Source organism: Desulfofundulus sp. TPOSR (assembly GCF_011393055.1).
GTDB classification, from domain to species: Bacteria; Bacillota; Desulfotomaculia; order Desulfotomaculales; family Desulfovirgulaceae; genus Desulfofundulus; species Desulfofundulus kuznetsovii.
Window position 1 is genome coordinate 444275 of sequence record NZ_JAAOEF010000003.1, and the last position, 23403, is coordinate 467677.

The 23403-nt window shown below is 54.9% G+C and carries 28 protein-coding genes and 1 CRISPR repeat array; of the genes, 24 read left to right on the plus strand and 4 right to left on the minus strand.

All coding sequences use genetic code 11. The annotated features are described in order from the left end of the window. Nucleotides 1-6: 6 nt before the first annotated feature. Nucleotides 7-282: a CRISPR-associated endonuclease Cas2 gene (cas2, locus tag G7K71_RS13020; RefSeq protein ID WP_166347073.1), complete on the plus strand. Its 276-nt coding sequence runs from the start codon at nt 7-9 to the stop codon at nt 280-282. A 536-nt stretch (nt 283-818) separates the two neighbouring features. Beyond that, nucleotides 819-1817, plus strand: a complete 999-nt coding sequence (locus tag G7K71_RS13025; RefSeq protein ID WP_166347075.1) for a PfkB family carbohydrate kinase — start codon at nt 819-821, stop codon at nt 1815-1817. A gap of 6 nt (nt 1818-1823) precedes the next feature. Here the strand turns inward: G7K71_RS13025 and G7K71_RS13030 are convergent, their stop codons facing one another. Then, on the minus strand, nt 1824-3284 hold the full coding sequence (locus G7K71_RS13030; protein ID WP_166347078.1) for a tetratricopeptide repeat protein: 1461 nt from the start codon (nt 3282-3284) through the stop codon (nt 1824-1826). A 300-nt stretch (nt 3285-3584) separates the two neighbouring features. On the opposite strand from G7K71_RS13030, the gene G7K71_RS13035 reads away from it, so the two are divergent. From G7K71_RS13035 to G7K71_RS13085, 11 genes are all read left to right on the plus strand, one after another. Next, complete coding sequence (locus G7K71_RS13035) at nt 3585-4145, plus strand: hypothetical protein (protein ID WP_166347080.1); 561 nt, start codon at nt 3585-3587, stop codon at nt 4143-4145. A 269-nt stretch (nt 4146-4414) separates the two neighbouring features. After that, nucleotides 4415-5209, plus strand: a complete 795-nt coding sequence (gene cas6, locus G7K71_RS13040; protein ID WP_166347083.1) for a CRISPR-associated endoribonuclease Cas6 — start codon at nt 4415-4417, stop codon at nt 5207-5209. Nucleotides 5210-5545: 336 nt separating this feature from the next. Then, a CRISPR array of direct repeats spans nt 5546-5897; the repeat unit is 37 nt; unit sequence GTTGCAGAGTAGTGAAGGCCACTTGAGGCGTTGAAAC. A 203-nt stretch (nt 5898-6100) separates the two neighbouring features. After that, a complete protein-coding gene (locus tag G7K71_RS13045; protein WP_166347086.1) occupies nt 6101-6766 on the plus strand; it encodes a hypothetical protein in 666 nt (221 codons plus the stop codon). Between the two features lie 16 nt (nt 6767-6782). Then, a complete protein-coding gene (locus G7K71_RS13050; RefSeq protein WP_313884984.1) occupies nt 6783-7856 on the plus strand; it encodes a thymidine phosphorylase in 1074 nt (357 codons plus the stop codon). 90 nt (nt 7857-7946) lie between these two features. Next, nucleotides 7947-8837, plus strand: a complete 891-nt coding sequence (locus G7K71_RS13055) for a DMT family transporter (protein WP_166347089.1) — start codon at nt 7947-7949, stop codon at nt 8835-8837. A 148-nt stretch (nt 8838-8985) separates the two neighbouring features. Then, nucleotides 8986-9357: a NifB/NifX family molybdenum-iron cluster-binding protein gene (locus G7K71_RS13060; protein WP_166347092.1), complete on the plus strand. Its 372-nt coding sequence runs from the start codon at nt 8986-8988 to the stop codon at nt 9355-9357. A gap of 5 nt (nt 9358-9362) precedes the next feature. Next, nucleotides 9363-10220, plus strand: a complete 858-nt coding sequence (locus G7K71_RS13065; protein WP_166347095.1) for a P-loop NTPase — start codon at nt 9363-9365, stop codon at nt 10218-10220. Continuing rightward, nucleotides 10208-11074: an ATP-binding protein gene (locus G7K71_RS13070; protein ID WP_166347098.1), complete on the plus strand. Its 867-nt coding sequence runs from the start codon at nt 10208-10210 to the stop codon at nt 11072-11074. Before G7K71_RS13065 ends, G7K71_RS13070 begins: the two co-directional genes overlap by 13 nt. A gap of 7 nt (nt 11075-11081) precedes the next feature. After that, a complete protein-coding gene (locus G7K71_RS13075; protein WP_166347101.1) occupies nt 11082-11963 on the plus strand; it encodes an Mrp/NBP35 family ATP-binding protein in 882 nt (293 codons plus the stop codon). Continuing rightward, nucleotides 11960-12340, plus strand: a complete 381-nt coding sequence (locus tag G7K71_RS13080) for a NifB/NifX family molybdenum-iron cluster-binding protein (protein WP_166347104.1) — start codon at nt 11960-11962, stop codon at nt 12338-12340. The genes G7K71_RS13075 and G7K71_RS13080 overlap by 4 nt, the downstream gene beginning before the upstream one ends. A 125-nt stretch (nt 12341-12465) precedes the next feature. Next, complete coding sequence (locus G7K71_RS13085; RefSeq protein ID WP_166347107.1) at nt 12466-12903, plus strand: iron-sulfur cluster assembly scaffold protein; 438 nt, start codon at nt 12466-12468, stop codon at nt 12901-12903. On the opposite strand, the gene G7K71_RS13090 is transcribed toward G7K71_RS13085, so the two are convergent. From G7K71_RS13090 to G7K71_RS13100, 3 genes are read right to left on the minus strand one after another with little or no spacing between them, the layout of a single operon-like run. After that, entirely contained in the window at nt 12900-13472 is a 573-nt protein-coding gene (locus G7K71_RS13090) for a manganese catalase family protein (protein WP_166347110.1), read from the minus strand. The two genes, G7K71_RS13085 and G7K71_RS13090, sit on opposite strands and share 4 nt — an antisense overlap. A gap of 16 nt (nt 13473-13488) precedes the next feature. After that, nucleotides 13489-13746, minus strand: coding sequence for a spore coat protein CotJB (locus tag G7K71_RS13095; protein WP_013822968.1), 258 nt, complete (start codon nt 13744-13746; stop codon nt 13489-13491). A gap of 31 nt (nt 13747-13777) precedes the next feature. Further along, nucleotides 13778-13987, minus strand: a complete 210-nt coding sequence (locus tag G7K71_RS13100) for a spore coat associated protein CotJA (RefSeq protein ID WP_013822967.1) — start codon at nt 13985-13987, stop codon at nt 13778-13780. A 385-nt stretch (nt 13988-14372) separates the two neighbouring features. On the opposite strand from G7K71_RS13100, the gene G7K71_RS13105 reads away from it, so the two are divergent. The 11 genes from G7K71_RS13105 to G7K71_RS13155 all read left to right on the plus strand — a co-directional run bounded on the left by G7K71_RS13105 (nt 14373) and on the right by G7K71_RS13155 (nt 23403). Further along, nucleotides 14373-15095, plus strand: coding sequence for an N-acetylmuramoyl-L-alanine amidase (locus G7K71_RS13105; protein WP_166347113.1), 723 nt, complete (start codon nt 14373-14375; stop codon nt 15093-15095). After that, entirely contained in the window at nt 15088-16074 is a 987-nt protein-coding gene (locus G7K71_RS13110) for a serine hydrolase (protein ID WP_166347116.1), read from the plus strand. Before G7K71_RS13105 ends, G7K71_RS13110 begins: the two co-directional genes overlap by 8 nt. A gap of 350 nt (nt 16075-16424) precedes the next feature. Further along, nucleotides 16425-17594: a D-alanyl-D-alanine carboxypeptidase family protein gene (locus G7K71_RS13115; protein ID WP_166347119.1), complete on the plus strand. Its 1170-nt coding sequence runs from the start codon at nt 16425-16427 to the stop codon at nt 17592-17594. A gap of 332 nt (nt 17595-17926) precedes the next feature. Then, nucleotides 17927-18268: an anti-sigma F factor antagonist gene (gene spoIIAA / locus G7K71_RS13120; RefSeq protein WP_207712916.1), complete on the plus strand. Its 342-nt coding sequence runs from the start codon at nt 17927-17929 to the stop codon at nt 18266-18268. A gap of 12 nt (nt 18269-18280) precedes the next feature. Next, nucleotides 18281-18736, plus strand: a complete 456-nt coding sequence (gene spoIIAB, locus G7K71_RS13125; protein ID WP_013822962.1) for an anti-sigma F factor — start codon at nt 18281-18283, stop codon at nt 18734-18736. A 12-nt stretch (nt 18737-18748) separates the two neighbouring features. Continuing rightward, nucleotides 18749-19531, plus strand: a complete 783-nt coding sequence (gene sigF, locus G7K71_RS13130) for an RNA polymerase sporulation sigma factor SigF (protein ID WP_166347122.1) — start codon at nt 18749-18751, stop codon at nt 19529-19531. A gap of 181 nt (nt 19532-19712) precedes the next feature. Continuing rightward, on the plus strand, nt 19713-19907 hold the full coding sequence (locus G7K71_RS13135; RefSeq protein WP_013822960.1) for a dodecin family protein: 195 nt from the start codon (nt 19713-19715) through the stop codon (nt 19905-19907). A gap of 119 nt (nt 19908-20026) precedes the next feature. Further along, the gene (gene spoVAC, locus G7K71_RS13140) at nt 20027-20491 is read left to right on the plus strand and encodes a stage V sporulation protein AC (RefSeq protein ID WP_013822959.1); all 465 of its coding nucleotides are present in this window, start codon (nt 20027-20029) and stop codon (nt 20489-20491) included. A 12-nt stretch (nt 20492-20503) separates the two neighbouring features. Further along, nucleotides 20504-21517, plus strand: coding sequence for a stage V sporulation protein AD (gene spoVAD, locus G7K71_RS13145; RefSeq protein ID WP_166347125.1), 1014 nt, complete (start codon nt 20504-20506; stop codon nt 21515-21517). A 9-nt stretch (nt 21518-21526) separates the two neighbouring features. Continuing rightward, a complete protein-coding gene (gene spoVAE / locus G7K71_RS13150) occupies nt 21527-21883 on the plus strand; it encodes a stage V sporulation protein AE (protein WP_041283329.1) in 357 nt (118 codons plus the stop codon). Between the two features lie 11 nt (nt 21884-21894). Then, a complete protein-coding gene (locus tag G7K71_RS13155; RefSeq protein WP_166347128.1) occupies nt 21895-23403 on the plus strand; it encodes a spore germination protein in 1509 nt (502 codons plus the stop codon).

A 23403-nucleotide genomic window follows, 5' to 3' on the forward strand; every position in this document is an offset into this window, starting at 1 on the left:
GAAAGCATGCTTTACGTGATCGCTTATGATATCGCGGACGATGGGCGCCGGCAGCAAGTGGCCCGGTTTCTGGAAGGCTGGGGCCGCCGGGTAGAAAAGAGCGTGTTTGAATGCAATGTATCCCGGGAACAGGTTCGGGAGATTGTCGCTCATTTGCGAACTCTTGTGGTGGATCCGGAAGACCGTTGCCATGTCTATCGCGTGTGTTCGGAGTGCGTTTCCCACAGACTGGTCATCGGGGAAGAACTGGAGCCGTCCTGGCCGAATGTAGTAGTAGTATAAAAGGAATTTGACGAGAGGCGGCGAATAATTGGGGAAAGGGGGACGGAGGATTTTCCTCAGGACTAACCGCTAACCCCGGATCACCCCGAAAACCCGGGGGGATTAGCGGATCCCCGCAAGCCCAGGCACCAGGCCGGTTTGCGGCCTGCCAGCCGGTTGAAGGGGTGCTTCGGGGGATCCGGGAAAGGGGACCTCCGGCGGGAGGTTAGCGGAAACCGGCCCGCGAGCCCTTGGGGCGCAAGGCTTCCCGGACCCACCGTTGCAGAGTAGCGAAGGCCACTTGAGGCGTTGAAACGGTTGACGTGGGGGACGTTCAAGCTGACTCAAGAAAGGAAGTTAAAGAATGGGACGTAAGTCGGGAAGTATTAGGGGAGGAGCACTGTCGCAGCTCCGTGGTTGCTGATGTTTATGTTTTACAGTACCGCAAAGCAGGATAAAATTTGAATGTCTGAAGGACTGTGGGGCTTTCCGCTGCCCCGCCCCGTATGGTGTTCGCTCCTGGGGCGTGGCAGCAGTCACAGGGAGGGTAGATGTGCATGCCCGATATTATAACCATCGGAGAGGCGTTGATAGACTTTATCCCTGTTACCGCGGGGACCGGGCTGGCAGAAACCCGGGCCTTTGAAAAAAGACCGGGTGGTGCACCGGCAAATGTGGCGGTGGGGGTAGCCAGGCTGGGTGGGAATGCCGGATTTATCGGGAAGCTTGGCCGGGATGAGTTCGGCCGGTTTTTATGGCAAACCCTTTCTCAAAACGGGGTGGATACCACGGGGGTAGTGTTTACCGACAAGGCCAGGACCGCCCTGGCCTTTGTAACATTAAGGGAAGATGGTGAGCGTGAATTCATCTTCTACCGCGACTCCTGCGCGGATGTGCTGCTGGACCCTGACGAGATCAACCCGGCTTACATCCGGTCGGCCAGAATTGTCCATTTCGGCACTGTTTCCCTGATCAGGGAACCAGCTCGCAGCGCCACCTACCGGGCGGTGGAATTGGCCCGCAGTGCCTGTAAGCTGGTTTCGCTGGACGTTAACTTCAGGGAACCCCTGTGGCCATCGCCTGATACTGCCAGGCAGGAAATGCTGGCAGCGGTAAAAACAGTGGATATCGTCAAAGTTAGCGCCGGGGAAGATGGGGAACTTGAGTTCATGTTTGGCAATATGACTTCCCCTTCCCGGGGTGCAGAACAGCTTTTAAACCTGGGTCCCGCCCTGGTACTGGTGACCCTGGCGCGGGACGGCTGCTATGCAAGGAGCAGGAGCGCTGAAGTGAAAGTACCCGGAATCAGAGTAGAAGCGGTGGACACCACGGGGGCAGGCGACGCCTTTACGGCGGCGGTTTTAACCCGGTTGGTTGAAATGGGAGTAGGAAAAGCGGACGACATTGCCTGCCTTTCCAGAGACTCCCTGCGGGAAATCTGCCTTTTTGCCAACGTCACTGCTGCATTAACCTGCACCAGAAAAGGGGCCATTTCCGCTCTGCCCTTCCGGTCTGAAGTTGAAGACAGGATAAAAATGATGGCTGAAGGTGGGTAGGTTAAACTAACGCATGAACCGCCTCCATAACGTCCCGGCGAATGTCCCCAGTTTTTTGATCCAGGACTTTTCGGAAGACTGCTGGTAGATCTCAATGACCCGTTCGCAACAGCGGATAGCTTCTTCGTAGCGACCGAGCTTACGCAGGCTATCGCCTTTGAGGCTCCAGGCCTCGGCATGCTGCGGGTCGATATCCAGGGCCCGGTCAAAGCAGGAAAGGGCCTCCTCGAGGCGGCCGAGTTGAGACAGGTTAGCACCTTTAAGGTACCAGGCGTCGGCACACTGCGGGTCGATTTCCAGGGCCCGCTCGCAGCAGGAAAGGGCTTCTTCGTGGCGGCCGAGTTTAGCCAGATTATCGCTTTTAAAGTTCCAGGCAGCAACATACTGCGGGTTAATCTCCAGTGCCCGGTTGTAGCAGGAAAGGGCCTCCTCATGGCGGCCGAGCCGTGACAGGCTGACACCCTTGTAGTGCCAGATAAATTCGTTTTGCGGGTTGATCTCCAGGGCCTGCTCATAACAGCGGAGGGCCTCCTCATGGCGGCCGAGTAGAGTCAGGCTTGCGCCTTTGAAGCGCCAGGTGTTGGCACACTGCGGGTCGATCTCCAGGGCCCGGTCGTAGCAATAAAGGGCCTCCTCATGACGGCCCAGTTCGGCCAGGCTTATAGCCTTAGAGAGCCAGGCCAGGTCAATCTGCGGGTCGATCTTCAGAGCCCGGTTGCAGCAGTAAAGGGCCTCTTCGTGGCGGCCGAGATTAGTCAGGCTGAAGCCTTTGATAACCCAGGCTTCGGTATGTTGTGGGTTGATCTCCAGCGCCCGGCTGCAATAGAGGAGAGCCTCCTCGTTGCGGCCCAGTTCAGCCAGGCTGAGCCCCTTGTTGTACAAGGCGACGGCATTCTGCGGGTCGATCTCCAGGACCTGGTTGTAGCAATAAAGGGCCTCCTCATGGCGACCCAGTTCGGTCAGGCTGACACCTTTATTGTTCCAGGCGTCGGTAAGTTGCGGATCGATCTCCAGGGCCCGGTCGTAGCAATAAATGGCCTCCTCATGGCAGCCCAGTTCGGCCAGGCTCTCCCCCTTGCTAAGCCATGACCTGGCGTCTTGCGTTTCAGTTACAGGAGACTGTTCTGCGAAATGAGCTGAGCTTAGCTCGCCGGATAGTTCTTTGCCCAGGGCCGCCGCCCAGCTTTCTACCGCCCAGCGGGCAAGCTTTTCGTCTATACCCGTACTGGCAGCTAACCGGTTGACCAGGCGGTGAAACAACCATGCATCTATCGCCTGACTATCAGAAACCTTAAGCAGTTCTTCCGTTACGCCCTCCTTTACTGCCGCTACCAGTGCGCTGATTTCCCGGGAGTGCTGGCCGCAGGAATCCCGTAGCAGTTTCTCAAGCTGCTGCCGGTCGGCGCAAAGGTCAGGGCCGTATTGAACCAGGAGTTGCTTTAACCGCTCGCGGACACATAAATTCATTTCTTCTCACTCCTAACAATAACCTTTTTGAGGTCTCAGGGGCGGTTGTGTCGGTTAAGATTTATCCGCCGGGTGAATTCTGGAAGCAGGAACTCTGGATTTCAGGCTGTTTTTCTACGAGAAGGTTATCTTTTCCTGCCAGGTGCAACGTCTTCCCCTCACGCGTGGCGGTAGCGACAGCAGGACCGTTTGGCCTCATCATGTAACAACCCGGCATAAAAGAAGAATAAACCGTTTCGGGGGTTAATAACTGTATTTGACTTAATCAAGGGATAGTCAACGAAGGGGAAATATAGTATTATGAACCTTTTTTTGAAAATTATTAAACCACCGGATGTTTATTCACTCATATCTATCGTAACACTGTCTATTTCATTTTACATCTACATTCGCGATGAAATCGATGATATTTTTAAAATCGGAGATATCCTGACCCAAAAACACCCGGAAGTTCTGGGAGAATTTTTATGGAGTTTGATTATTTGTGTTATATTAGAAAAATTGCTGGTGGGGTATAAATCAGAATTTCCTTACAAAATTGTAGAGAAGGCAGCTATTGGCGCTTTGTCACCAGTTATTGCAAATATTGTAATAGTGAAATTGATGGAGTCTTTTCATCTGGGTGGGACTAAAGGACTGTTAATAATTTCTTTCTTGACGTTTGCGGGAATCATGATTTTAGGCATTACTCCTCTCCCATTTTTATCCGACATTGCAGTAGAGGTTTTTAAAAAGATGTTTTTATCTGCAGTTTTTTTGGCTATATTTTTTAGCCTAACCCCTCGTGCAATAGTAGAAATTGTGGTGGTAATTACTATTTGTATAGTTGGGGTTTGCTTTTTATTAAGAACTTTTCGTTAGGATTGACAAAAGATAATAGATTTTTCCGCGCTTGACAGTGAAGTATATACAAGCTGCATGGGATCGTGGTTGCGTTACATCAAGTACCAGGTCGCCTTCACGCTGGTGGCCGGGAGCAGGGAGTTTGGTGAGCTTTATCGATGCTTGCGGACGCGGCGCGAAGCGACAGGTGGGTACCACCCGGGATTTGAAATTGGCTGAGATCTGAGAAAACCGGAGGTTTAACCGCGAAATATTGAGACTGGGGGTGAAGGAGGATTCTGGCGGCGGTGGTTTTGACCCTCGAACCCGTGGACGAGGCCTTGCTTTCCGTCTCACACGGGGCCCAGGCCTTCGCGGCTGCCCTGGATCTTTTCCTGCGCCTGGACCCGGCCCTGGCGCGCGAGCTGCACGAGGGCCGGGCCGCGAAGCCTCTGACCGTGTCCCCTCTGAGCGGCCCGGCGCAGCGCGAGGGAGGGAACATCCGGCTCTCGCCCGGGTGCCGTTACGACTGGCGCCTGACGGGCCTCAGTGCGCCCGTAGCCGCCGCCCTGCTCTCCGTGTGCCCGGACCTGGGCGGGGTGCGCATCGGCGGCGCGGTCTTTCGCATCGCTTCGGTGGCCACGCAGGCCGGCGAGCACCGCGATGCCGGGCGCACGAGCTACGAAGAACTCATGAGCAGAGCGGCCGGCGCTGGCAGGGTGTCCGGCGTCACGTTCAGCTTCGTTACTCCCACGACCTTTCGCCAGGGCGAGGTCGAGCTGCCCTTTCCCCTTCCCCGCCTGGTGTGGGGGTCGCTGCTCGACCGGTGGAACGCCTGGTCATCCACTCCGTTCCCGGACCTGAAGCCGCTCGTGGAACAGAGCATGGTTCTGGCCAATTGGAAGGGCGAAACGCGGCGCGTGGACCTGGGTTCGCGGGCCACGGTGGGCTTTGTCGGCCGCTTTACCTATCGGATGCCGGGCGGCCCGCCGGAACTCACCTGGCTGGTGAGGCTGCTGGCCGAGTACGCCTTCTACGCCGGAGTGGGGTGGCAGACCACGCACGGCCTGGGGCAGGTGCGGCCCCAGTGGAAGAATGTATGACGCGCCCCTGCGGCGGCGGGAGTAGGAGGAGAAGGCGCGGTGCGGAGCGTTGTGGCAGAAAAAAGGAGGGCCCCTGGCAGGAAACCGGCGAGACGTGGCGAATACCTGGGAAAGATGATAACAGAAGGGGCTCTTCCGGGCAAACCGCTAACCACGGATCACCCCGAAAACCCGGTGGGATTAGCGGATCCCCGCAAGCCCAGGCACCAGGCCGGTTTGCGGCCTGCCGGCCGGTTGAAGGGGTGCCTCGGGGGATCTGAGAAAGGGGACCTCCGGCGGGAGGTTAGCGGAAACCGGCCCGCGAGCCCTTGGGGTGCAAGGCTTCCCGGACTCACTGTTGCAGAGTAGTGAAGGCCACTTGAGGCGTTGAAACACCAGCAAAACAGCCGAAATAATGCCGTCTAAATCACCGGTTGCAGAGTAGTGAAGGCCACTTGAGGCGTTGAAACAGAGAGACACTGAAATTCCGTGACCAAAAGCGGCTGGTAGCAGTGTTGCAGAGTAGTGAAGGCCACTTGAGGCGTTGAAACGTGGGGATCCCCACCTTGTTTTTTTACGTCCTTTATGTTAACCGTTGCAGAGTAGTGAAGGCCACTTGAGGCGTTGAAACATACCTGTACAAAAGGCTTCATCCGCAATAGCATACAAAGAGTTGCGGGTCAGTGAAGGCCACTTGAGGCCAGCCTATCGGAGAGCATAAACTGCTTTAGCTGTCGTATCTGTCTCTATTTGACAGAAGTTGATACCCAAAAAGTAACAGCGGGCAGTACCGGCATCGGAGTAACACATTGGTGGGGCGGGCGCGCCGGTCAAAACGCGACGCAGTGTACTGGTTAAGAAAATTGCTAAAATAAGGCAAATTGTTGAAAATATTAAAGGAGATTTTTGAATATGACGACCATACTTAGAGAAGAAAAAGTATGCGCTTTATGCGGTAAGATAAGCGAACACAGTGAGATTGGCTCGACAAATGTCTTTGGGTCACCTGATTTGGACACGCGCCCCCCGCAAATGAAACGCTCGACCATCGGCATGTGGATCCAGGTCTGTCCGTTCTGCGGCTATTGTGCCCCGGATATTTCTGGGATAATTGAGAGAGCTGAAGAAATGGTACGAAGTGATTCTTACCAGCAGCAACTAAATGACCCTGAATTTCCACAATTGGCGAATGCCTTTCTTTGTTTTTCTCAGCTACAGGAATATGCCGGCAATTTTGCAGGGGCGGGCTGGGCCAGCGTTTACGCTGCCTGGGTTTGTGATGATGCCGGTTTTGAAATGGCGGCGCGGAAATGCCGGGTGAGCGCGGTGAATTTGTGGCAAAAAGCGAAAGAAAAGGGGCAGAGGTTCGCCGAACAGGCTGGGGCAGAAGAGGCCATCCTGGTTGATTTGTTGAGACGTGCGGGTCAATTTGAATTGGCCTTGAAGATCTGCGAAGATGGGCTGAAGAAAAGTCCTGAGAAAACAATCATAAATATTTTGCAGTACCAGAAGCGACTTATTAATAATGCTGATGCCGGTCGTCATACAGTTGCCGAGGCAATAAAAGGAAAACGGTAATACAACCCATAACAAGGTGGACAAGCACAGTACCGGCGGGGTGGGGGACAAAACCACTTTGGTGCTGGCCCCCCTGGTAGCTGCCGCCGGGGTACCCGTGGCCAAGATGTCCGGCCGGGGATTGGGCCACACCGGTGGAACTGTGGATAAGCTGGAATCCATTCCCGGTTTTAAAGTAAACCTTTCAGCTAATGATTTCATGCGGCAGGTCAGGGAAGTTGGCGTGGCGGTGGTAGCCCAAACGGGCAACCTGGTGCCGGCGGATAAAAAGCTTTACGCCCTGCGGGACGTGACGGCCACGGTGGACAGCATTCCCCTGATTGCTTCCAGCGTGATGAGCAAAAAAATCGCCGCCGGAGCCGATGCCATCGTCCTGGATGTAAAGGCGGGCAGTGGAGCCTTTATGCGTTCCGTGGATGAGGCCTGTACCCTTGCCCGGGCCATGGTAGCCATTGGCCACCAGGCAGGCAAAAAGACTGTGGCCGTGATAAGCGATATGGACCAGCCTCTGGGCTTTGCCGTGGGCAACGCCCTGGAGGTGCGGGAGGCTATTGCAACCCTGTCCGGGCAGGGTCCATCCGATTTGCGGGAGCTGTGTCTCGTACTGGGCGGCCACATGCTCGTCCTGGCCGGTGGGGCAACGGATGTAGAGGAAGGGATGAACCGGCTGGCCGGCTTGCTTGAAGGGGGACGGGCATTGGACAAGTTTCGGGAGATGGTTAAGGCCCAGGGCGGTGATCCGCGGGTGGCAGATGAACCGGATCTGTTACCGGAGGCCTCATACAAAGAGCAGGTGAAGGCGCAGGAAGATGGGTATGTGGCGGCCATCCATGCCGAAAGAATTGGCCGGGTGGCCATGCTCCTGGGGGCCGGCCGGAAGACCAAAGAAGACACCATCGACCCGGCGGTGGGAGTAGTGTTGCACAAAAAGGTGGGCGACCGGGTAAAGGCGGGGGACGTCCTGGCCACTTTGCATGTAAACAATCCGGACAATCTGGCCACAGCGCGGCAGCTAATCGCCTCGGCCTTTGCCTTCAGTTCCAGCGCACCCGGGGAAAGAAAGCTGATCCACGGGGTGGTTGGCCTATAAGGAGTCGTGCGTCAATGTTTGAGTTAATAGACCTCCCTGGAGACATTTTTAAGTGTGGTTCGTTCTGCAAGATGAAGGAGTTGACCTCTTTTGAAAGAGCAGTGGAAGGGCTTTTTTTTCGTGGTTTTAGCCGCTTTTTTATGGGGGCTTTCCGGTAATGTGGCCAAATATTTGTTTAACCGGCAGATTAACCCCCTGGATGTGGTACAAATGCGGCTATTTCTTTCTTTTGTGTTTCTTTTGCTCTATCTGGCTTTTGTCCGCCGTTCCCTTATCCTTATTGAACGAAAACACATTTGCTACATGGTTATTTTCGGCACCTTTGGCGTTACCGCCGTGCAATCTACATATCTTCTGGCCATCAGCCAGACCAACGTGGCCACGGCCATTTTTTTGCAGTACCTGGCCCCGGTACTGGTTTTAGGTTACGGGCTCCTGCGCAGGCAGGAAAGATTGGCCCTGCCAAACGGTCTGGCCCTGTTTTTTTCCGTCCTGGGCGGTTTTCTCATGGTCAAGGGCAGTCCCGGCGCCGGGCTGGCTGTGAGCATTCCGGGCCTTGCGGCAGGTCTTTCTTCTGCCGCCGCCTTCGCCTTTTATACCCTGTACGGCAAGAAAGGGCTGGCTACCTATTCTCCCTGGACGCTGCTGTTATACGGTTTTGCCATGGGAAGCGTGGTTTTTAGCTTTTACCGCTTACCATGGGTTACTCTGGTGCAATACTCCTGGAAGGAATGGCTTTTTTTTGTCTACATTGCCGTGTTTGCCTCCATCCTGCCCTTTGGCTTTTACTTTAAAGGGCTAAATTATTTGAGCCCGGTCAAAACAAACCTGACCAGCACCCTGGAACCGGTGATAGCTGGCATACTGGCCTACCTGTTGCTCGGCGAGATATTGACTCCCTGGCAGGTCCTGGGCTGCGGCTTGATTTTAACCGGAGTGATCTTAATTCAACTCTCCGGGCACAGGCCGGTTAGAGATTAAACATAGATAGGGCTGCCTAGAGTGGGTGAAAAAATCCCCGGCTCTACCAATAAGTGGGAGCCAGGGATTTTTTATTTTTTATTGACATTAGTCTAAAATAGGAATAAAATAGTTCTGGACTATAGCTCATTAAAAAGGGGGGAATCCCATGAAGGTGGCTGTTTGCGCCCAGGATAACCACATTGATGCCCGGGTAGACCAGCGCTTTGGCCGCTGCCCGTATTTCATCGTGGTAGACCTGGACAGCGGAGACTGGGAAGGGCTACAGAACACGGGAACACAGTCCAGTGGGGGTGCCGGCGTTCAAACGGCACAATTGCTGGTCAACCGGGGCGTCAATGTGGTACTGGTGGACCGGATTGGACCCAATGCCATGGAAGTGCTCAGCAGGGCAGGGATCCAGGTATATGGGGGAATAAGCGGTACGGTAAGCCAGAGCCTTAAGGCTTACCGCCAGGGGCAGTTGACCCTCCTGAGCCGGGCAAACTCCCCCAGCCATGGCGGTATGGGAAGGGGTTAGAAATTATGATCATTGCAGTAGCCAGCGGCAAGGGGGGTACGGGCAAAACTACTGTGGCCAGCAGCCTGGCCCTGGTGGCGGCGGAAAAAGGAGAAGTATTGTTCCTGGACTGTGATGTAGAAGAACCCAACGGTCACATCATGCTTAAACCGCGCTGGCACAAAAAAGAAACGGTGCGGGTTCCGGTACCTGAAATCAACCAGGAAAAATGTACTTTATGTGGCAGGTGTGCGGAGGTTTGTGCCTTCCATGCCCTGGTTGTTCTCCCCCGGGAGGTTATGCTTTTCCCCACTATGTGCCACGGTTGCGGGGGGTGCTGGCATCTCTGCCCGACCGGAGCCATTTCTCCCGGGTGGCGGGAAATAGGACAGGTTGAAGAAGGTTCAAGCGGTAAAATTGGTTTTGTTCAAGGGCGGTTAAATGTGGGTGAGGCCATCAGTCCTCCTCTCATCCAGGCAGTTAAGGAGCGAATCCGGCCAGGTGTATTGAACATAATCGATGCACCGCCGGGAACCTCCTGCCCGGTAATCCGGGCAGTGAAAGGTGCCGGCTTCTGCCTCCTGGTTACCGAACCCACGCCTTTTGGACTTCATGACCTGGAACTGGCATATGAGATGGCCACCAGGCTGGGGGTGCCCTGCGGAGTGGCTGTTAACCGTTCAGATGGTGATGATAGCTCCATACGCCAGTTCTGCCACGATAATAGCGTCCCCCTGCTTTTCCAGTTGCCCCAGGACCGGGAAGTGGCCAGGGGATATGCCCGGGGCATTCCTGCTGTTGAGGTGCGCCCTGAATGGAAGGAACACTTTTTAGCCTTACTGGCCTTTTTAGAAAAAGGGGGTTACGCCCGGTGCGCGAATTAGTGGTGCTCAGCGGGAAAGGAGGTACGGGTAAAACCACCGTCTGCGGGAACCTGGCCGTACTGGCTTCCAGTAAAGTGATGGCAGACTGTGATGTGGATGCGGCGAACTTGTATTTACTCCTGGACCCTGTGTTGAAATCATCTTCTCCCTTTTACGGCTTGAAAAAAGCCACCATCAACCGGGAAAAGTGCCTGAGCTGTAATCTCTGCCTGCATTTGTGCCGGTATGATGCCATCGGTCCCGGATTTGTTGTGGATCCGGTTCTCTGTGAAGGATGTACCGTTTGTTATCACGCCTGTCCCTGCGGGGCAGTGGAAATGATAGAGCATGTAGCCGGGCATTTATTCCTGTCCGATACCCGTTACGGTCCCCTGGTACATGCGCGGCTGGGTATAGCCGAAGATAATTCGGGGAAACTGGTGGCGGCGGTGCGCAAAGAAGCCCGCCGCCTGGCAGAAGAAGGAAAAAAAGAACTGATCATTACCGATGGTCCACCCGGTATAGGCTGTCCCGCCATTTCTTGCTTATCGGGAGCGGATCTGGTTCTGGTAGTAGCTGAACCCACTTTTTCCGGAAGACACGACCTGGAACGGGTTCTGGAGCTGGCAAAACATTTCGGATGCCGGGCGGCAGTTTGCATAAATAAATGGGACCTGGAGCCTGAAAACACCCGGGGGCTGGAATCGCTCTGCAACCGGTATTCCGTTCCGGTGGTGGGGTACCTGCCCTACGACGAAAGTGTAATGGAGTCAGTTAAAAGCGGCCGGCCGGTCATCCAGGAATGTTCCGGCCCCATGGAAGAGGGAATACTGGCTTTGTGGGATGAACTTAAAGCCCTGTTGGAATTGAGGTGAAGAAGCGATGACCCAAGACAAGGCAAAGTGCAGTACCTGTAAAGATAAGAACACCGGGCAATGCAACCCGGAAAAGTGTTCGGAACCTGCCGTCCTGCCCCTCAATGAGGCCAGCGATATCAAACGAGTGGTTGCGGTTATGAGCGGCAAGGGCGGCGTGGGCAAGTCTTCGGTCAGTGCTCTTCTGGCCGTTGCCCTTGCCCGCCGGGGTCACCAGGTGGGCATCCTGGACGCGGATATTACCGGCCCCAGCATTCCCAAGCTTTTCGGGGTAATCGACCGGCCGGAACAGTTCAATAAATTTATTTTACCGGCAAGAACAATAACGGGCATCCGGATGATGTCTTTAAACCTTTTACTGCCCCGGGAAGACGACCCGGTAATCTGGCGCGGCCCCATCCTGTCAGGTGCCGTCAAACAATTCTGGACCGACGTGGCCTGGGGTAAGCTGGATTACCTGATCGTAGACATGCCCCCGGGTACCGGGGATGTACCGCTTACGGTCATGCAATCCCTGCCGCTGGACGGATTGCTGGTTGTTTCTTCACCCCAGGACCTGTCCATGATGGTGGTAAGAAAGGCCATAAAAATGGCCCGGTTGATTAACGTACCTATCCTTGGCCTGGTGGAGAATATGAGCTACCTGCTCTGTCCCCATTGTGGCGAGAAAGTTTATCTTTTCGGTTCGAGCCACGTGGGAGAAGCAGCACGGGAAAACAACCTGCCGTTGCTGGCGGTTCTGCCGATTGATCCGAATTTAACGGAGCTGGGTGATGCCGGGCTCATTGAGAACTACAACGGCCCCTCCATGCAAAACATTGAGCCTCTGGTGGAAGTTCTGGAAAAAACATTAAACAAAAAAACAATAAAGGAGCGTGAAGGAGCATGAAAATTGCCCTCCCCAACGACTGCGGCCGGGTTAACCAGCATTTCGGCAGGAGCGAAGAATTTGTTATTTTTGAGATGTCCGGCCAGGAAATTAAAAGCCGGGAAACAGTATCCACCGTCACCCTGCAACATAACCACGAAGGTCTGGCCGAACTGTTTAAAAACAAAGGGGTTGAGGTATTAATTCTGGGCGGCGTAGGCCCCCGTGCCATACAAGCGCTGCAGCAATACGGCCTGCAGGTGATCACCGGTGCCAGCGGTAACGTGGAAGAGGTGGCCCGGGCCTTTGCCCGGGGAGAACTGGTCAGCCGGGGGTCCATATGTGACCACGGCCACGGTCACGGTAATCACTGCCACCACGGGCCGGGCTGCCGTTAGCAGTTCGCAGACTTTTGATGGATCTAATTTTAAATGCGATTAAATTAAGAGGAGGGCTTGTGCCCTCCCAAAACTTTAATAATAATTATTAATAAATATCCAATGATTTCCGGGGGGACTAGCAAGTGAGTTTCGATTTGGATAGATTAGCTGCGGAACTCCAGAAAAAAGTATGGTCACAATTCAGCGATGTAGTTATCGATCATGCCAACAATCCCAGGAACATCGGGAGCATTGAAGAAGCAGACGGGTATGCCAGTGTTACCGGCTTATGCGGCGACACGATCCAGATCTGGCTGAAGGTAAAAGATGGTAGAATTAGTCAAATTACCTTCTGGACTGACGGCTGCGGCACCACCATTGCTGCCGGTAGTATGGTTACCGAACTGGCCAAGGGCAAGGCTCTGCCTGAGGCTTTGCAAATAACACCTCGTGACGTGCTGGATGCCCTGGGAGGACTGCCTGAGGAAAGCGTGCATTGCGCTTTTCTGGCGGCAAACGCCCTGCATGAGGCTATCAAAGATTACCAGAAATCTCAAGCCAGAGATTCAGTCCAGGATTAGAAAACCTTTTTCCGGGTCAACTCCTCCTGGACGTCAACCAGCGCTTCGCCGAAACGCTGGAAGTGCACCACCTCCCTTTCCCGCAAGAAACGCAGGGTATCCTTGACGCCGGGGTCGTCGGTCAAGCGGATCAAATGCTCATAGGTAGTGCGGGCCTTTTGCTCTGCTGCCATGTTTTCATGCAGGTCGGTAACCGGGTCTCCCGTAGCCTGAATATAGGCGGCCGTCCAGGGGACCCCGCTGGCATCCACCGGGTAGACCGCCCGGTCGTGTTCGGCAAAATAAGCTCCCAGATCTTCCCGGCGCAACTGCTCCGGGGTGGCACCCTTCATCAGGCGATAGATCATGGTGCCCACAATTTCCCAGTGGGCCAGCTCTTCGGTGCCAATGTCCGTGAGCAGGCCTTTGGCTTTATTTGTAGGCATGGTGTAGCGCTGGGTCAAATACCTCACGGCAGCCGACAACTCGCTGTCGGGGCCGCCGTACTGGGCCATCAGATATTTGGCCATGCGCAGGTCGGCCTTATAGACCTTCACCGGGTATTCCAGCTTTTTTTCGTAAATCCACATCCTCTCCAGTCCTTTCTTAAAATTGAATTTCCCAGGGCCAGGGATCTTCAATCCAGCGCCAGGGATATTCGCTGGGTGAAAAGCCATAAGATACCAGCGGACCGTACATGCGCTCGTACTGGGCCTTCAGCTGGTTCAAGCGTTCGGTGACCAGGTTGTAATCATTTAAAGGTTCCTGCTCCGTGGGATGGGTGTCCAGGTAAAGGTTCAGCTCTATGGCCACGAATTCCAGGGCCATAATATCGTGCAACAGTTGTAACCGCCTCGAGTCCACTTATTTTCCTCCTTTCCAGGGAAGTCCCGTCTTAATAGGGGTAGGGGCTGTAAAGTTCCGGGAAAAGGGTCCCTTTTTCCAGAGCCTCGGCCGGGGTGTATGTTCTGCCGTAACGCTGGGGGGGTACATAGGCCTGGGCCAACCGGAGCGGGGGATAAAAGCCGGAAGTATGGGCGACCGGGGGAGCGTCTGCGGCGGCTACTTTTACTTCCTGCTCCGGCGTTTTTTCGGGGGTGGTCATTCCAACAGCCTCCTTTAAGTGGTATGGGATGAAAATCTTACAAATACAGTATGTTATGCCCTCATATAATGACACCGCAAAAAGTTGTAATCCTAATTTTTCTTGCCCGAAGTGATGGGCTGCACACAAAAAGCCCCCGGCGGGTGACACCGGGGGCTTTTCTCATTCCGCAATGCCGGCCAGGTTTTTGGCCAGCTTTTTCTTTTTTTCCAGGTCGGTGAGGGCGTAGAGGGCCATCTTCTGGGCCATGGATGCTTTATTTGTCAGAAACTAGATCCTCCCTGGGCTTATAAATTTTATAGGGATTGTAAACCTTAAGTGACAGTAGGCGGAATGAGTTGTGGACCCGGTTATTACCCGATATTGGCTTTTGAGGTGGAGAACCGTGTTGCACCCTGCGCCGCAAAGTTTTACCCGCATTATGCTCATGGCAGTTATTTTGGGTCTGGTTTATCAGGTGGCGGCTCCAGCAGCGGCGGCCCCTCCCGGTAACGCCCTGGCCGGGCGGGTAATCGTCATTGATCCCGGTCATGGCGGGGACGACCCGGGGACGGTGGGATGTCACGGCATTGTGGAAAAGGATGTGGCCATGGAAATCAGCCGGCGGGTGGCGGACGTTTTCCGGCAGGCCGGGGCCCGGGTGGTGCTGACCAGGGACGGGGATCGGGAAACGGCGGGTCCCGGGGGAAGCGGTGGGGAAAGGATAGAAGCCCATGATCTGGCCCGCCGGGTGGAACTGGCCAATAAATGCGGTGCCCATCTTTTCCTCAGCATCCACTTGAATCATTTTTCCGAGCCCGATGAATACGGGGCACAGGTTTTTTACCAGACCGGTTCCCAGGAAGGCCGGAAACTGGCCGAAGCCATCCAGGCGGAGCTGAACAAGAACCTGGTGGATTCGGGGCGCCAGGCTTTGGCCGGTGATTTTTACGTCTGCCGCAACTCCCGCATGCCGGCGGTAATAGTGGAAGTGGGATTTTTAAGCCACGAACAGGAATCCCGGCAGCTAATCGATCCCGCCTATCAGGAACGGGCTGCCCGGGCCATCCTCCGTGGTGTGGTCAACTACTTTCAGGGCGGCAAAGGGGAGGTGAAACAGCATGGTTAGCATTACCCGCCTGGCAGTTCTCCTGCTTGTTTTAAGCCTGACCGCCGGTCCCGCCGTCGCAGGCAGTAATATGCCGGTGACCGGAGGCCTTTCTCATCAACCGCTGCAGAACATTGATTACTCGCCTTTAAAAAAGCAGATGAAAAAATTTGTGCACGGCAAAAAGTCCACCTTTGCCATTTACTTTGAGGATCTGGCCTCCGGCGCCAGTTTCGGTATTAATGCCGATAAACCAATGGTGGCAGCCAGCACGGTCAAGCTGCCCATGGCCCTGTACATAAACGATCTGGTGGTACAGGGTAAAATGCACTGGTACGACCGGGTGAGTTACCGCAAGGCCACCGATTATGAAGACGGTTCCGGAGTGCTGCGTTACGAAGCCAGGGACGGAGATACCTATTCCCTGCGCCTGCTGACCAATCTGGCCATCACCATCAGTGATAACGTGGCCTTTCGCATGCTGGCCAGGCACGTGGGCCGGTCGAATTTTTATGCCTATATGAAGGGGCTGGGCGGCCATACGGTCTATCCGGGAGGGAAAAATTTGACCACTGCCCGGGACCTGGCCATCTATGTCAAGGCCGCCCTGGATTTCGCCCGGCGCCATCCGCAGGAAGGCCAGCGCCTGCTGGATGATCTGGCCCACCCGTCTTTTCATGTCGGCTTACCGGGACTGCTTCCGCACCAGGTCATGGTGGCCCATAAGGAAGGGGATCTGGAAGGGATAGCCAACGACTGCGGGGTGGTTTTTGGCCGGCGGCCTTACATCCTGGTGGTTTTGTCCAGCGGGGTAAAAGATGTCCGGGAGGGTTTTGCCGATATCGCCCGGTTAAGCAGGATGGCTTACGATTTTCAGGAATCTCTCCCGGCGGCTGAAATATTTCCGGTATACCAATCACCGGTAAATGTTTCAGTAAAACCGCTCCCACCGGCACGGTGCCGCGTTGTCCAAAGCGAACGACTTGCGAAGCGCTGGTAACGGCACCCGGCGAAGCGAGGGTAACCGGACTGCGGCGCGAAACCAGCGGCACCGAAATGTAGCTAAGAAAAAGGTGGCTTACCGAAACGGTAAAAAGATGACAGTAAAGTGCAACTGCCATGCCGCATTTGCAGCGCCGCTAGTCCGGTCCGAAGCGAGTATGGCAGCGGCATCGGTTTATTTCAGTTAGTGCAGACTTTTTCTGATGCCGCTGCGGCGAGAATTTTTAGCTTTTGCGGTAAAAACCATTTTGTCAGCGCGGAGCACTGGAGTGAGCGTGGACAACGCGGCACCATAGCGGGTCACTGAACATTTACAATCACCGAAATAAGGGTAAGGAGGTTTTTCTAATGTTTGCCCGGAAAATCCTCAGTACATTGTTGATTTGTTTATTTACCCTGGCCTGTGCCTTACCGGCCTGGGCGGTAAAAGAGAAGGAGGAGGGCACCAGCGGCGGACTGGACACTACCGCCGAATCCGCGGTGCTCATGGAAGCCCATACGGGCAAGGTTTTATGGGCCAAAAATCCCGATAAGGAATTACCCATGGCCAGTGTAACCAAAATCATGACCCTCCTTCTGGCTGTGGAAGCGGTGGAACAGGGCAGGGTCAGTCTTAAGGACCGGGTGGTGGCCAGTGAAAACGCGTGGGAAATGGGTGGCTCCCAGATTTACCTTGAGCCCGGGGAAGAATTCAGTTTCGAAGAAATGCTTATTGCCGTGGCCGTAGGATCCGCCAATGATGCCAGCGTGGCCGTGGCCGAGCACATCCTGGGGAGCGAAGAGGCTTTTGTGGAGGCCATGAACCAGCGGGCCAAACAACTGGGTTTAAAACACACCCATTTTGTCAACTGCACCGGCCTGCCGGCCGAGGGCCATTACACATCGGCCTACGATATGGCGGTTATTTTGCGGGAATGCTTGAAATATCCCCTTTTCCGCCGTATCTCGTCTATCTACGAATATGATTTGCGCGGTGGGAAGTTCAAGCTGTGGAATACCAACAAGCTGCTCAAGTGGTACGAGGGCGTGGATGCCGGCAAGACGGGCTGGACCAACGAGGCCAAATATTGCCTGGCTTCTTCTGCGGAACGGGACGGCCTGCGGTTGATTGTGGTAGTCCTGGGTACACCCGAACCAAAGAGCCATTTCCGGGAATCCATCAAGCTTTACAAGTATGGCTTTGCCCGTTACAAGGCGGTAAACATCTACCCGGCGGGCGCTAAAGTAAAATATCTGCCTGTAAGCAAGGGCATGGTGGATAAGCTGGATGTGGTGACAAAAGACCGGGTTACCGTGGTAGCACCAAAAGGGGAGGACCGGGGATTCACCACCCACCTGGAACTGCCCTCCCACGTAACCGCTCCCGTAACCAAGGGGCAGCAGCTTGGCTTCTGTGTAGTGAAAAAGGACGGGCGGGAAGTGCTGCGGGTGCCTCTGGTGGCCCGGTATGAAGTTAAAAAGGCCAACTTGCTGCAGCAGATCAAAAAAGTATTTACACGCCTGCACAGCGTTCGTTAAAACGGGTGCCCCGGGACAAGGGGCGCCTTAAAATTTGCATTTCGACAGAATATATGGTAACATTTAGCAGGAGAATGCCACCCCGCCGTAGAAGTTATGTGTCAAAACAGTTAAATATTCATTAAAACCGTAATGACGAGGATGCGGCGCTGTCCGGAGCGAAGCACTGGAGTGAGCGAGGACCCAGCACTCACCGGGATACTGGCTCTTCCCAAGACCGGATATGTCAATTAAACCTGAAACACCGGGAGCAAAGTCATATTTGGGTGAGTGCTGGGCCGCATCCAACCGGGTTCGCTGAATATTTACCCAAAACGCGGCAGGGGTGATCTATGGTGGAACTGGATCTGGAAATCAGACAGGATACCCTGTTTGTCCGCCCGGAAGGGGAACTGGACCTGGGGGTAGCCGATTTCCTGCGCAATGCCCTGGAAGAATCTTTAAATAAAAACCCGGTGCGTCACCTGGTGCTCAATTTAAGCCGGGTCTCTTATATTGACAGTTCCTGTTTAGGGGTTATCCTCGGCCGCTACAAGCGCCTGGCCAGGGAAGGAGGCAGGGTTTCGCTGGTGGGTTTGCAACCCCATGTGCGCCGCATTTGTGAGCTTTCGGGGCTTTTCCGGATCATGGGCGAGTATACCACGGAAGAAGAAGCTGTAGCCAGGGCCGGGTGAGGGGGGATTGCCATGAAAGTGATTAACCAGCTAAAGATGGAATTTTTAAGCCTGCCGGCCAACGTAGCCTTCGCCCGGGTGGCCGTGGCCGCCTTTGCCTCCCAGCTGGACTTTACTTTAAATGACCTGGAGGAAATTAAAGTAGCTGTTTCCGAAGCAGTGGCCAATGCCATTGTCCATGGTTATGAAAATTCCCCGACAGGCATCGTACGGGTGCTCGTCACCCTGCTGGAAACCGGGGTGGAAATCCGGGTGGAAGATAACGGCAAGGGCATTGCCGATGTAAAAAAGGCGCTGGAACCGGCCTATTCCACCGATCCAGAACGCATGGGGCTGGGGTTTGTGTTCATGCAGTCCTTTATGGACCGCCTGCATGTGGATTCCAGCCCGGCCAGGGGAACCCGGATAACGATGATTAAAAACATTAACAACCGGGGTGCAGCAGCAGCTTCCCAGGGAGGGCATTGAGGTGACTGCCCCATGAGTACCCGATTAGTGGAAATGAATTTACCCCGCTTCCCCCTTTTGGGCGATGAAGAGATGCGGGAACTGCTGCGCCGTGCCCGGGCCGGGGACAAGGCTGCCCGGGAAAGGCTCATCAACTGTAATTTAAAACTGGTCTTCAATCTGGTCCGGCGCTTTCAAAACCGGGGTTACGAACTGGAAGACTTATTCCAGATTGGGTGCATTGGTCTGATGAAGGCCATCGATAAATTCGATTTAAATTACGATGTTAAGTTCTCTACTTATGCGGTACCCATGATTGTAGGGGAAATCCGGCGCTTTTTGCGGGACGATAATCCCGTAAAAGTAAGCCGGTCAGTTAAGGAAACTGCCTACCGCATTCAGCAGGCCCGGGAACGCCTTACCGGGCGGCTGGGCCGGGAGCCCTCGGTGGGGGAAGTGGCCGCGGAGTTGGGGATTTCCCGGGAGGATGTGGTCACCGCCATGGAAGCGGCTCAGGCTCCCACCTCCATTTATGAAACTCTCCATCAGGACGAAGGCGATCCCATTTATCTTCTTGATCAGCTCCGGGATGGGGAGGAAGGGGATATGCCATGGCTGGATCACATCGCTGTCAAGGAACTGCTCATGTCCCTGCCCGAAAGGGACAGAAAAATCCTCATGTGGCGGTTTTTTGAAGACAAGACCCAGGCGGATGTGGCCAGACGGCTGGGTTTGTCCCAGGTACAGGTATCCCGCCTGGAACGCCAGGCTTTAAAAAAGCTCAAGGAAATGATGCAGCCCGGGGAGGATGGTTGAACCCCGGGTAACTGTTCAGTAAAACCGCTACCAACGGCAGTGGACAACGCGGCACCATAACGTGATCGCTGAACATTTATAACCCCGGGTCTTTTTATTGTTTCTTAACCGCATAAAACCCCCTTTCATCGTAGATAATAGCCTTAGCTGTTAAAAAAGTTTATCAAAGGGGGATGACTTTATGCATATTAAGGTTTCGGAATTAGTCGGTGAATCACCCAACGGGTGGAAGGCCGCCGTTCAGGCGGCCGTGGACGAAGCCTCCAAAACCATCAGCGACATCGTTGGTGTGGAGGTGGTAAACCTGACCGCCAATGTGCAAAACGGCCGGGTAACCGAGTACAAGGCCAATGTAAAGATTGCCCACCGGGGCTGAACACCAGATCGGGACACCACTGCAGGTGTCCCTTGATCTTTCCTGGCGTTTCCGGGATCCCTCCCGGGCGCATAATCGTCTGGTTGAAAGGAAACCATAACAACCGGGGGTGAGACCTGATGGCCGAGGTGAAAGATTCTCAGCCACTGGAAATACAAAAAAAAGAATATCAAAAGATGGTTCAGGAGGTTCAACCGCGGCCTACCGTTGGCCGTAATGTTTTCTGGGCTTTTGTTGTGGGAGGGCTGATCAGCGTTTTAGGGCAGTTATTTTTGAACTTTTTCCAGGCCCGCGGGCTGCCCTTGCGGGAAGCGGGGGCGGCTACCTCCACGGTGCTGGTTTTTCTGGCCGCTCTGCTAACCGGGCTGGGTGTATACGATGAAATTGCCAAATTTGCCGGTGCCGGTTCCATCGTGCCCATTACCGGCTTTGCCAACTCCATGGTTGCGCCGGCCATGGAATACCGGGGTGAAGGGCTTGTTCTGGGAGTGGGAGCGAGGCTTTTTACCGTTGCCGGACCGGTGCTTGTTTTTGGCATTGTGACAGCCTGGTTGGTCGCACTTTTGTACTACTTCTTCCGGTAGGAGGTGAAGCCTTTGCCGGCACCCAAAAAAAACGGGCTGCAGACCGTGTGGTTTCAAAATCCACCGGTAATCATCTCTACGGCCACCATTGTGGGAAGTAAAGAAGGCCAGGGACCTTTGGGCCACACCTTTGACAAAGTGGTGGAAGATAACTATTACGGGGAAAATACCTGGGAAAAAGCAGAGCGGCGGATGCTCAAAGAGGTCATGCAAAATGCCATCCAGCGGGCCAACCTCCAACCCCAGAACATTGACTACCTGCTGGCCGGTGACCTCTTGAACCAGATCATCAGTGCTGATTTCGTCGCCAGGGATCTGGGTATTCCCTTTATCGGCCTTTACGGGGCCTGCTCCACCATGTATGAAGGCCTGACCCTGGGGGCCGTGCTCATTGACGGCGGCTTTGCCGAATATGTGCTGGTGGGGGTATCGAGCCATTATTCCACGGCCGAAAGGCAGTACCGTTATCCAACGGAGCAGGGTACCCAGCGCCCCCTGTACGCCACCCGGACGGTAACCGGGGCGGCGGCGGCAGTACTGGCCCGCCAGGGTAACGGCCCGGTGATTACCCATGCTACCATCGGCAAAGCAATTGATCTGGGCCAGGGTGACCCCATGAACTTGGGGGCGGCCATGGCCCCGGCAGCCGCCGATACCATGGCCCGTCACCTCATGGACACCCAGCGCCAACCCGATTACTACGATCTTTTTATCACCGGTGATTTGGGAACTTACGGGCGGGAACTGGCCCTTAAGCTAATGCAGCAAAAGGGTTATGACATTTCCACCCGGTTCAGTGACTGCGGGATCCTGATTTATTCCCCCGAGCAGGACGCCCATGCGGGAGGCAGCGGCTGTGCCTGTGCTGGTGTGGTTACCTGTGGCTACCTGATGCAGGAAATCAAAGCTGGCCGCTTGAAGCGCATCCTCGGGGTGGCTACCGGGGCCCTGCTCAGCCTCTGCAGCTACCAGCAGGGAGAGACTATTCCCGGCATTGCCCATGCCGTGGTCATAGAAGGACGGTGATTGAGAAACATGATTTTTTTAAAGGCGTTTATCGTGGGCGGTCTGTTATGTGTGATTGCCCAGCTCCTCATGGATTTAACCAGCTATAAGGTTACCCCCGCCCACGTGCTGGTAGGTTTTGTTACCGCAGGAGTTATTTTAAGCGCCCTGGGGTTGTACCAGCCCCTGGTGAACTGGGCCGGAGCGGGGGCTACGGTGCCCTTAAGTGGTTTCGGCCACCTCCTGGCCCAGGGAGCCATCGGGGGGGTAAAAGAAAAGGGAGTCCTGGGGGCCTTTTCCGGAGGGGTGGCCGCTACAGCAGCCGGTATAACCGCAGCGGTCGTTTTTGGTTACCTGGCCGCCCTGGCCTTCCGACCAAAAGGATAGGAGTGAATTTTATGAGCCAGCAGGCACAAGATGCCGGCAACAAAACGCCTGTGAAAAAAAGGCTGGAAGAGAATACAGAGTTGCTGAAAAAGGCGCTTGGAATAGGGGAAAGCTACGATGTTATCCTGCGGGAACTGAACATTGGCGGGGTAAAGGCAGCCCTGATCTTTGTGGACGGGCTGACCAACGATCAGATTTTTACCCTTATTTTGGAGCACCTGGCGGAACTGGAACGGGAAGGGATGACCATCAATACCTTCCGCAAGCTTTTTAACCGCCACGTTCCCTTCACCGAAGTCAGCCAGGTGGAGCACCTGGAGGACGTGGTAGAAAAGGTGCTTTCCGGCCCCCAGGCACTGCTTATTGACGGGGAAGAGAAGGCCATTATCATTGATGCCCGGATTTACCCCGTGCGCCAGCCCGAAGAACCGGATCTGGAAAGGGTGGTGCGGGGTTCCCGGGATGGTTTTACCGAAACGCTGGTTTACAACACCGCCCTCATTCGCCGCCGTCTCAGGGACCCCAGGCTGCGCATGGAAATCCTCCAGGCGGGCAAACGGTCCAAAACCGATATAGTTATTTGCTTTTTGCAGGATGTGGCCAACCCGGATCTGGTGGACAGCATCAAGGAAAAGATTAAAAACATCAACATTGACGGGCTGCCCATGGCAGAAAAAGCGGTGGAAGAATTAATTACTCCCGGCAGCTACTGGAATCCCTTCCCCCGGGTGCGCTACACCGAGCGGCCCGACGTGGCCGCCATTCACCTGCTGGAAGGACACGTGCTGGTGCTGGTGGACACCTCTCCCAGTGTTGCCATTGTCCCCGCTACCTACTTTCATCACCTGCAGCATGCCGAGGAATACCGCCAGAGCCCGGCAGTGGGTGTGTGGTTGCGGACGGTACGCTTTGTGGGGGTGGCCGTGTCCATCTTCCTGTTACCCCTCTGGTTTTTAGCCGCCCTGCATCCCGAACTGTTACCACCGGCTTTGAAGTTCATCGGCCCCAAAAAAATTGGAGCCATTCCCTTGATCATACAGTTTATTATTGCCGAGTTTGCCGTTGACATGGTACGGTTGGCCACCATCCACACACCCACGGGCCTGTCGGTGTCCATCAGCTTGATCGCCGCCCTGCTTATAGGCGATATTGCCGTTTCCGTGGGTTTATTTGCCCCCGAGGTGATTTTGTATACGGCGGTAGCCGCAACCGGAATCTTTCTTACCCCCAGTTACGAACTTTCCCAGGCCAACCGCCTGGTGCGCCTGTTCTTGCTGGCGGCAGTGGCTGTGGCCGGCCTGCCCGGCTTTATCATCGCCATGCTGGCAACCTTTGCCTTTCTGGTGGCCACCAGGTCCTTTGGCATCCCTTACCTGTGGCCCCTCATCCCCTTTAACTGGGCGGCCATGAAGAAAGTGCTGGTGCGTTCCCCTGTGCCGGTAGACAACATCCGCCCCAGCATCATAAAACCCCGGGACAAATACCGGCAGGCCATACCCGAACCGGTCCGGAAACGGTAA

Excerpts from the sequence above, each read along its gene's own strand:
- G7K71_RS13030 (WP_166347078.1), bottom strand. The coding sequence starts at position 3,284 with ATGAATTTATGTGTCCGCGAGCGGTTAAAGCAACTCCTGGTTCAATAC.
- G7K71_RS13045 (WP_166347086.1), top strand. The coding sequence starts at position 6,101 with ATGACGACCATACTTAGAGAAGAAAAAGTATGCGCTTTATGCGGTAAG.
- cas2 (WP_166347073.1), top strand. The coding sequence starts at position 7 with ATGCTTTACGTGATCGCTTATGATATCGCGGACGATGGGCGCCGGCAG.
- G7K71_RS13035 (WP_166347080.1), top strand. The coding sequence starts at position 3,585 with ATGAACCTTTTTTTGAAAATTATTAAACCACCGGATGTTTATTCACTC.
- sigF (WP_166347122.1), top strand. The coding sequence starts at position 18,749 with ATGAGTACCCGATTAGTGGAAATGAATTTACCCCGCTTCCCCCTTTTG.
- spoIIAB (WP_013822962.1), top strand. The coding sequence starts at position 18,281 with ATGAAAGTGATTAACCAGCTAAAGATGGAATTTTTAAGCCTGCCGGCC.
- G7K71_RS13090 (WP_166347110.1), bottom strand. The coding sequence starts at position 13,472 with ATGTGGATTTACGAAAAAAAGCTGGAATACCCGGTGAAGGTCTATAAG.
- G7K71_RS13135 (WP_013822960.1), top strand. The coding sequence starts at position 19,713 with ATGCATATTAAGGTTTCGGAATTAGTCGGTGAATCACCCAACGGGTGG.
- G7K71_RS13100 (WP_013822967.1), bottom strand. The coding sequence starts at position 13,987 with ATGACCACCCCCGAAAAAACGCCGGAGCAGGAAGTAAAAGTAGCCGCC.
- spoVAC (WP_013822959.1), top strand. The coding sequence starts at position 20,027 with ATGGCCGAGGTGAAAGATTCTCAGCCACTGGAAATACAAAAAAAAGAA.
- G7K71_RS13115 (WP_166347119.1), top strand. The coding sequence starts at position 16,425 with ATGTTTGCCCGGAAAATCCTCAGTACATTGTTGATTTGTTTATTTACC.
- G7K71_RS13080 (WP_166347104.1), top strand. The coding sequence starts at position 11,960 with ATGAAAATTGCCCTCCCCAACGACTGCGGCCGGGTTAACCAGCATTTC.
- G7K71_RS13155 (WP_166347128.1), top strand. The coding sequence starts at position 21,895 with ATGAGCCAGCAGGCACAAGATGCCGGCAACAAAACGCCTGTGAAAAAA.
- G7K71_RS13060 (WP_166347092.1), top strand. The coding sequence starts at position 8,986 with ATGAAGGTGGCTGTTTGCGCCCAGGATAACCACATTGATGCCCGGGTA.
- G7K71_RS13075 (WP_166347101.1), top strand. The coding sequence starts at position 11,082 with ATGACCCAAGACAAGGCAAAGTGCAGTACCTGTAAAGATAAGAACACC.
- G7K71_RS13065 (WP_166347095.1), top strand. The coding sequence starts at position 9,363 with ATGATCATTGCAGTAGCCAGCGGCAAGGGGGGTACGGGCAAAACTACT.
- G7K71_RS13025 (WP_166347075.1), top strand. The coding sequence starts at position 819 with ATGCCCGATATTATAACCATCGGAGAGGCGTTGATAGACTTTATCCCT.
- G7K71_RS13110 (WP_166347116.1), top strand. The coding sequence starts at position 15,088 with ATGGTTAGCATTACCCGCCTGGCAGTTCTCCTGCTTGTTTTAAGCCTG.
- spoIIAA (WP_207712916.1), top strand. The coding sequence starts at position 17,927 with ATGGTGGAACTGGATCTGGAAATCAGACAGGATACCCTGTTTGTCCGC.
- spoVAE (WP_041283329.1), top strand. The coding sequence starts at position 21,527 with ATGATTTTTTTAAAGGCGTTTATCGTGGGCGGTCTGTTATGTGTGATT.